The sequence below is a fragment of the Streptacidiphilus sp. EB129 genome (genome assembly GCF_041262645.1).
Taxonomy (GTDB): Bacteria; Actinomycetota; Actinomycetes; order Streptomycetales; family Streptomycetaceae; genus Streptacidiphilus.
The window spans coordinates 24,989-32,974 of record NZ_JBGCCS010000056.1 but is presented as its reverse complement, the minus strand read 5'-3'; the positions used below and the strand labels follow the sequence as shown (position 1 = coordinate 32,974).

Below are 7,986 nucleotides of genomic sequence, written 5' to 3'. Positions count from 1 at the left end.
AAGGAGCGGACGCTTCCTTCGAGACCGTTTCACCGGCCCCTCCGGGCGCTTCCTTCGTTCACTACTCTATCAGACGTTTTCCGGTCCGATTTCCGCCTTCCCGCGCCGTTTCCGGCCCGTTCCGACGAGTGAAACTCTAGCGGAATTTCTCGGTGCTAGCCAATTCCGCCGCATTCCCACCCCAGTTCCTGAAAATGAGCGCACGGAACCAGGGTTCGCATGATCTGACTTTCAGTGGAGTGGCTGCTCTCAGGACCGGCCGCGCTCAGCGCGTTCGGGGCTCCTGGTCAGGCAGCTCGACGTACGTTAGGCGGTGCACAGGTCTGTGTCAAACCGATTGCTGACGGGGCGTCTGGCGTGTCGCCGGGAGCAGGAAGTCGCACCACACCGCCTTGCCCCCGTCCGGAGTACGGCGGGTGCCCCAGCTGCTGGCGATCGTGGCGATGATGGCGATACCCCTTCCTGACTCGTCGGCAGGTTCGGCGCGGCGCCGGCGCGGCAGGTGGTCGTCGGCGTCGGTGACCTCGACCGTGAGTCGGCGGTCGGTGCGGCGCAGCCGGAGCCGCATCGGCGGGTGGCCGTGTGTGAAGGAGTTCGACACCAGCTCGCTGACCGCGAGAACGCCCAGGTCCAGCAGTTCCTCGCCGAGTCGCCAGCTGGCCAGGACGCCACTGGTGAACGCCCGCGCGCTGGAGACCGCCTCCGCCCCGCCGAGCAGGTCCAGCGAGGCGCTGCGGAAGAGCTCCGCCGCTTCCGGCTCACGCTGCGGGAGCTGGAAGACCAGGGCGGCGACGTCGTCGTCGTGGTCGGGGGTGACGCCCATGGCCCGGAGCAGCCGGGCGCAGATGACGTCGGGGTTGCCGGTGGCGCCGGTGAAGGTGGCGGCGAGGGCGTCGAGGCCTTCGTCGATGTCCTGACCGCGTCGTTCCACTAGGCCGTCCGTGTAGAGGACACCGGTGGCACCGGTGACCAGGGCGACCGAGGCGGAGGTGTGCAGCCAGCCGCCGGTGCCGAGAGGAGGGCCGCACAGTTCATCCGGACGGGTGACGGAGCCGTCCGGTTCGCGGATCATCACCGGGAGGTGGCCGGCCGAGGAATAGCTGAGGGACTGCTCGCTCGGGTCGTAGACGGCGTAGACGCAGGTGGCGATCAGCGTCGCGTCGATCTCGGCGGCCAGGCCGTCCAGCAGTTGCAGCACCTCGTGCGGCGGCAGGTCCAGCCGGGCATAGGCGCGCACCGCTGTGCGGAGCTGACCCATCACGGCGGCCGCGCGCATGCCGCGGCCCATCACGTCACCGATGACCAGGGCCGTGCGTCCGCCGCCGAGCGTGATGACGTCGTACCAGTCGCCGCCGACGGCGGCGTCCGCGCCGCCCGGCTGGTAGGTGGCGGCGACCCTGAGGTCGTCCGGCTGTTCGAGCTTCTGCGGCAGCAGACTGCGCTGGAGGGTGACCGCGGCCTCGCGGTGCCGGCGTTCGCTCTCCCGCAGCCGTTCGGTGGCCTGGACCTGGTCGGTGACCTCCGCGCCGAAGACCAGGACGCCGCAGACGTCGGCGGACTCGGCGCGGCGCCGGGGTCCGAAGGCGGTGCGCGGGGCGGTGGTGATCCGGCCCTGCTGGTGCTGGTGGGTGGCGGCGAGCGCGGTGATCTGCTGCCCGAGGTCCTCGGAGTCGCGAACGGGTGCGCAGACGAAGGTGTAGTAGCGGGGGCGTTCGGAACTGGTGCCCGAAGGGTGGGTGACCTTGCGGGCCTTGACGGTGCGGGGCCGACCGGTGCGGAAGGCCTGGTCCATCAGCGGGAGCAGGCCGAGCTCCTCCAGTTCCGGCATGACCTGATGGGCGGGCACGCCGGTGGGACGCGGACCGAACACGTCGGTGTAGGCCCGGTTGAGGTAGCCGAGGCGGTGCCCCGGGCCGTAGCTGACGGCCACCAGGGCCGGGAGGTGGCCGAGCACGTCCTGGACGGTGGGCTGGTCGTGCGGCTCGGCCGCGGGCACGCCGCCGGCGGAGGGGCCGGCCCCGGGCGCGGCGGCGGGCGTGGTGGCACCGCCCTTGCCGACCGTGCCCTTGCCCGCGTTGCCCCTGCCTGCGTTGCCCCTGCCTGCGTTGCCCCTGCCGAGAGCGGGCTTGCCGACGGTGGCCTTGACGGCCGCGGCCTTGGCGGCGGCCACCGAGACGGCGGAGACATGATCGCTCAGGGTCCTGGCCTCCGGGAGGACTCCGTCAGCGTCGGCGGCTCCGGGATCCGCCGGTGCGGTGGCAGAGGCGCGTCGTTGTCCTCCGGGGAGCCGGGCGCTCCATCGCGTGAGATTCACGGAACCTTTCCTGGCGCTCGGTCGGCAGGCGGCCCGGCACCGGGCTGCGGTACATCCGGACCAGTGTGGCTGATGACCTGCGCGGCCGACATCACCCCTGGCTCCCGATCAGAACATCCCCACCTACGGGATGTCCTGACAACCCATCCGGTTCCCTCCTCCCCCGACCCGCGTCACTTCTTCACTCGGTCCACTCCTTGCCGTGCTCCATGAGCGTCTCGAAGCCGGCCCGCGGCTGCTCCAGCGCGCCCATCGAGACGATCTCCCGCTTGAGCAGCCTGGCCAGCGTCCAGTCGGCGAGCACCCGGGCCTTGCGGTCCCAGGTGGGGACGCGCCGCAGGTGGACGGCGCGGTGCAGCAGCCAGGCGGTGTGCCCGTGCAGAGCGCGGCCGCGCAGCTGGGCGACCCCCTTGTGCAGTCCGAGGGACGTCAGCGAGCCCTTGAGTTCGTGTCGGTACTCGCTGGTGGGCTCACCCCGCAGCTGGGCCAGCAGGTTGTCGGCGAGCACCCGGGCCTGCCGGACCGCGTGCTGGGCGTTGGGTGCGCAGCACTCTCCCGGGCGGGCGAGATCGGGCACGGCCGCGCCGTCGCCCGCCGCCCAGACCCGGTCGGAGCCGAGGACGCGGAGGGACGCGTCGCAGCGCAGCCGTCCGTGCGCGTCGCAGGGCAGCCGGGTCTCGCGCAGCACCGGGTTGGCGCGTACGCCGGCCGTCCAGACGAGGGTGCGGGCGGCCATGCGGCTGCCGTCCGACAGGGTCACCACGCCGTCGACGACCGATTCCAGCCGGGTGCCCAGCCGCACCTCGATATTGCGTCCGCGCAGCTCGGCGGTGGTGCGCAGGCCGACGTCGGGCTGGGTCTCGGGGAGGATCCGGTCACCGGCCTCGACCAGGACCCAGTGCAGGTCGTCGGCGTCGATCCCGGGGTAGTGGCGCGTGGCGTAGCGGGCCATGTCCTCCAGTTCGGCGAGCGCGCCGGTGCCCGCGTAGCCGCCGCCGACGAACACGAAGGTGAGGGCGGCCTCGCGCAGCGCCGGGTCGCGGGTCGAGGCGGCCAGGTCGAGCTGGGCCAGCACGTGGTTGCGCAGCGAGACGGCCTCCTGAACGCTGTGGAAGCCGATGCCGTGCTCGGCCAGCCCCGGCACCGGAAGGATCCGGGGGATCGCTCCGGGGGCCAGCACCAGCTGGTCGTACCTGAGTTGGAGATCCCGGGCCGGGTGCCCGGCGACTGCGGGGGGCACCGTGACGGTGGCGATGCGGGTGTCCGGGTCCAGCAGGCTCAGTCGCCCGAGCACCACCGTGGCCTGGCTGAGCACCCGGCGCAGCGGGACGATGACATGCCGGGGGTCGACGGCGCCGGCGGCCGCCTCGGCCAGCAGCGGCTGGTAGGTCATGTAGGACTTGGGGTCGACGAGCGTCAGTTCGGCCTCTCCGGGCCGCAGCCGTTGCTGCAGGCGCAGCGCGGCGTACAGGCCGACATGGCCGCCGCCGACGATCAGCACGCGGACGGGTGAATGCGCGGGCGAATGAGGGGTGGACTCGCCGTGGCTGGGTGGGGTGGTCACCGGTGTCACCGGTCCATTTCGCACCCTGAGCGGCCGCTTGTACATAGCTCGCGCCGGAACTGCACCCGATCTGCTGGGGCTTCCGGGACGGAAGGGCCGTACGGGTACGGTCGTTCCGGTGGCGGTGAGGGGCGGACAAGAGCGTACATATCCGGGCGCCACTCCATTGATCAGCGCAGATGGCCTACGCTGCGCCTCGGCTCGGCTGTGTGCGCGTCGGCGACGGAGATGCCCATTCCTTGGCAAGTCCTCTGTTCCGCCTGATCCGCTCTCAACTATGGTCGAGCAGTATGTGTATCAGTATTTGATTCACTGCATCGTGTTGGTGTAGGGGGCATCGCGTCGGACGGGGTGCCTACGGGGGAGGACGATCGTCATGGTTCAGCAGGAACATGTGCTTCCGCTTGTGGGGGAGCGGTCGATTCCGGAGCAGCGCAACGGACGTGCCGGGGGGATGGGGAGGAATGCCTCCCCCGGTGCGGGTCGGCTCCGGGTCGACGCGCGGCGCAACCTGGAGAGCGTGCTGCGGGCGGCCCGTGAGGTCTTCGGCGAACTGGGTTACGGCGCGCCGATGGAGGAGGTGGCCCGGCGGGCCGGGGTGGGCGTCGGCACCGTGTACCGGCGGTTCCCGAGCAAGGAGGTGCTGGTCCGGCGGATCGCCTCGGAGGAGGTCGCCTGGCTCACCACCCAGGCCTGGGAGGCGCTCAACAACACCCCTCAACCGTGGGACGCGCTGGCCGGGTACCTCTCCCGGGCCGTGGCCACCGGGGCGGGCCGGCTGCTGCCGCCGGAGGCCTTCCGCTACGCGGAGCGCATCGACCAGGGCGCAACGGCGGTCGGGACGGCGGCAACCGGATCGCCCGAGCCGCTGCGGGTGACCTCCGAGAACGGCGCCGAGGCGGCGGACGGCGGTGACGCCGATCCGGCGCGACTGCTCGAACTGCTGGCGCAGCTGGTGGAACGGGCCCGCTCGGCCGGCGAGTTGCGACCCGGCGTGACCGTGGCCGACGTGGTGCTGGTACTGACCGCGTCCGTCCCCGCCTACACCTCGTCCGCCGAGGAGGGGGATGGCACCCTGGAGTCCGCCGGTTCCTCGGCTCGGCTGCTGCGCATCCTGCTGGACGGGCTGCGCGCGTCGAACTGACGGGCCGACCGGCGCCGGGCACAGTCGGACGATGTGGGGCATGGATGAGGGCGAGCCGTAGCGCAGGTATCCAGGAAGCGTTCGCCTGTCGCCCCGTCCATGCCCCGGACGAGTGGTCCGTGGACGATCCAAGCGCCGGGCCGGCGACTCCGTGGGAGCCTTTGGCCGTGGATCGACACGGGGGCTGCCATGCTCGGTGACAGCCAGGACGAGCCGGGGCAGGGCGAGCGGCAGGCGGAGACGGACCGGGCGCCGTCGGACGCGTCGGGTGCGGACCCGACCGGCGCGGACGGACCAAGAGCGGACGCGCCCGGAGCCGTGGGGTCCGGGTCCGTCGGGTCCGGGTCCGTCGCGCCGGAATCCGGAGCGGTCGGCACCGGCCTGCCCGGCTCCGGTTCTGCGGAGGCTTCCGCCGCACAGGCCCAGGTGCCGCCCCAGGTACCGCCGCAGGGCGCCCGGCACCGGGCCGCCCGGCCGGTGGCGGCCACCGTCCCCGCTCCCGGCGGCCCGCCGGACGAGGACGGGCTGCCGCCCTCGGACGCGCTGCTGACCGCCGCCGTGCGCGCCGGGGACGACTCCGCGTTCGAGGAGCTGTACCGGCGGCACGCCGACTCGGTGCGCCGCTACGCCCGTACCTGCTGCCGGGACGCGTTCACCGCCGAGGACCTCGCGGGCGAGGTGTTCGCCCGCACGCTGCAGGCGCTGCGCGCGGGCAAGGGGCCCGACATCGCGGTGCGCGCCTACCTGCTGACGGCGGTCCGGAACATCGCCGCGACCTGGGCCAGGAGCGACCGGCGGGAGCAACTGGTCGACGACTTCACGCTGTTCGCGGCCACCTCGGCGGCGGTCGCCGACGTCAGCGTCACCGATCCCGGCGCGGACGCCTGGGCGATGGCGGAGCTGGACCACTCGCTGGTGCTGCGCGCGTTCAGCCGGCTGGAGCCGGACGACCGGATGGTGCTCTGGCACACCGAGGTCGAGCAGGAGCCGCCGCGCGAGGTCGCGGTGCTCATCGGCAAGACCGCCAACGCCACCGCCGTGCAGGCGCACCGGGCCAGGGACCGGCTCGCCACCGAGTTCCTGCAGGCGCATGTCTCCGACACCCAGGAGACGGCCTGCGCGGAGTACGCACGGAAGCTGGGAGCGTTCGCCCGCGGCGGGCTCGGCAAACGGGCGTCGACCGACGTGCGTGCGCACATGAACGACTGCGACCGCTGCTCGGCCGCGTACCTGGAGCTGGTGGACCTCAACCACAGCCTGCGGGAGCTGCTTCCGGTGGGTGCGCTGGTGTGGGTCGGCACGGGGTACTTCGCGACGCTGGCCGCCGCGGCCGGGATCGGCGCCGGCGCCGCCGTCGGCGGGGCCGCGGCGAGCGGTTCGGCGGGCGGCGGATCCGGTGGCGGCGCGGGGGCCGCGGCCTCGGAAGGACTGGGAGTGCCCGCCAAGGCCGGGATCGCGGCGGTGGTCACCGTCGCGGTGGTGGCCGGCGTGGTCTTCGCGCTGAGCGGCAGCGATCACCCGGTGCCGCCGCCGAAGCCGCGGGCGGTGAAGGTGGTGCCGAAGCCGGTCGCACCGGTGCCGGCCCCGAAGCCGCCGGCCGCCGCGCCGACTCCCGCACCTCCGCCACCGCGGCCCGCCGTGGTGGTCAAGCCGGCACCCCGGCCGCTGCCGCCCAAGCCCTCGCCGAGGCCGCGGCCCACGCCGGTGCCGACGCCCAAGCCTCCGGTGGTCCCGCCGCCGCCTCCACCGCCGCCGGTCGCCGACTACTTCGTCGACGCCCTGCCCTTCAGCGGCGTCGGCACCGCGACCGGTCCCACCGTCCAGGGCGACGCCAGCAGTTGGCTGTGGCAGCGGAGCAGTGGCGTCCGGATCGGCGGGCAGTCCTACGGCCGCGGCGTCACGGTCCACGCGCCCTCCGCGGTGACCGTCGACCTGAACCGCGGCTGCACGTCCTTCGACGCGGTCGCGGGCATCGACGACCTCACCATGGGCCTGGGCGCGGTGCGCTTCGCCGTCGTCGACGACGGCACCGGGGCCACGCTGTGGCAGTCCGGCGTGGTGAACGGCGGTGACACCGCCGTCCCGGTGCAGGTGCCGCTGACCGGGGTCGCCAGGATCCGGCTCGTCGTCAGCAGAGCCGACCAGCGCTTTCTGGTGGGCGATGTCGCGGACTGGGCGCAGGCCCGCTTCGTCTGCCACTGATCGGCCCATGGGGGCCGGGACGACGGGCCGCCGGGCAGGACCAGGACGACGGGCGTGCTCCCGGCCGGGAGCACGCCCGTTACGGCGTGCAGGTCTCGTCGGTGCAGGTGCCGGTCTGGTCGAGGCCGTCCACGGCCTGTTCGAGGGCGCGGAGGAAGGTGGAGGTCTCCTGTGCGCCCTGGACCGCCCAGGCGCCGTCGAAGACGAAGGTGGGCACGGAGGTGATGCCCAGCCGCTGGGCGTGCGCGATCTCGGCCCGGACCTCGGCGATGCCCTCCCCGGAAGGCAGGAAGGCGGTCACCCGGTCGCGGTCCAGTCCCGCGTCGACGGCGAGCTCGGTGAGCGCGGCGAAGTCCGCGACGTCGACGCCGTCGCTGAAGTGGGCGGCGAGCAGCCGCTCCTTGAGCGCGTGCTGGACCGGGAGGCCGTACTCGGTGGCGGCGAGCCAGAGCAGGCGATGCCCGTGCAGGGTGTTGACGTGCAGCGCGGCGTCGAAGTCGTAGACGATGCCCTCGGCCGCACCGATGGCGGTGACCCGGTCGTCCATGGCGCGCGACTGCGGTCCGTACCGCTCCGCCAGCCAGGCGCGGTGCGGGGAGGGCGTGCTCGGGGCATCCGGGACCAGCTGGTACGGGTGGTACGTCACCTCGAAGTCGGCACCGCGGGGATGGGCGGCGAGAGCCCGCTCGAAGCGGCGCTTACCCAGGTAGCACCAGGGGCAGGCGATGTCCGAGTAGATGTCGATCTTCATGCGGTGATTCC

6 protein-coding genes are annotated in these 7,986 nt (G+C 73.1%); 3 read left to right on the top strand and 3 right to left on the bottom strand.

Annotated elements, in window-relative coordinates; translation table 11 throughout:
- The coding region (locus ABH925_RS35155) for a hypothetical protein (protein ID WP_370155161.1) at positions 1-223 on the top strand (223 nt) is incomplete at its 5' end.
- Positions 224-328: 105 nt separating this feature from the next.
- Here ABH925_RS35155 and ABH925_RS35150 read toward each other — a convergent pair.
- Together ABH925_RS35150 and ABH925_RS35145 are read right to left on the bottom strand one after the other, a co-directional pair.
- Positions 329-2,314, bottom strand: coding sequence for a SpoIIE family protein phosphatase (locus ABH925_RS35150; RefSeq protein ID WP_370155159.1), 1,986 nt, complete (start codon positions 2,312-2,314; stop codon positions 329-331).
- Positions 2,315-2,495: 181 nt separating this feature from the next.
- The gene (locus ABH925_RS35145) at positions 2,496-3,923 is read right to left on the bottom strand and encodes an NAD(P)/FAD-dependent oxidoreductase (RefSeq protein WP_370155157.1); all 1,428 of its coding nucleotides are present in this window, start codon (positions 3,921-3,923) and stop codon (positions 2,496-2,498) included.
- A gap of 409 nt (positions 3,924-4,332) precedes the next feature.
- Here ABH925_RS35145 and ABH925_RS35140 point away from each other — a divergent pair, with 409 nt between their 5' ends.
- On the top strand, positions 4,333-5,022 hold the full coding sequence (locus ABH925_RS35140; protein ID WP_370155154.1) for a TetR/AcrR family transcriptional regulator: 690 nt from the start codon (positions 4,333-4,335) through the stop codon (positions 5,020-5,022).
- Between the two features lie 189 nt (positions 5,023-5,211).
- A complete protein-coding gene (locus tag ABH925_RS35135; RefSeq protein ID WP_370155151.1) occupies positions 5,212-7,224 on the top strand; it encodes a sigma-70 family RNA polymerase sigma factor in 2,013 nt (670 codons plus the stop codon).
- A 79-nt stretch (positions 7,225-7,303) separates the two neighbouring features.
- Here the strand turns inward: ABH925_RS35135 and ABH925_RS35130 are convergent, their stop codons facing one another.
- Positions 7,304-7,975, bottom strand: a complete 672-nt coding sequence (locus tag ABH925_RS35130; RefSeq protein WP_370155149.1) for a DsbA family oxidoreductase — start codon at positions 7,973-7,975, stop codon at positions 7,304-7,306.
- Positions 7,976-7,986 lie beyond the last annotated feature (11 nt).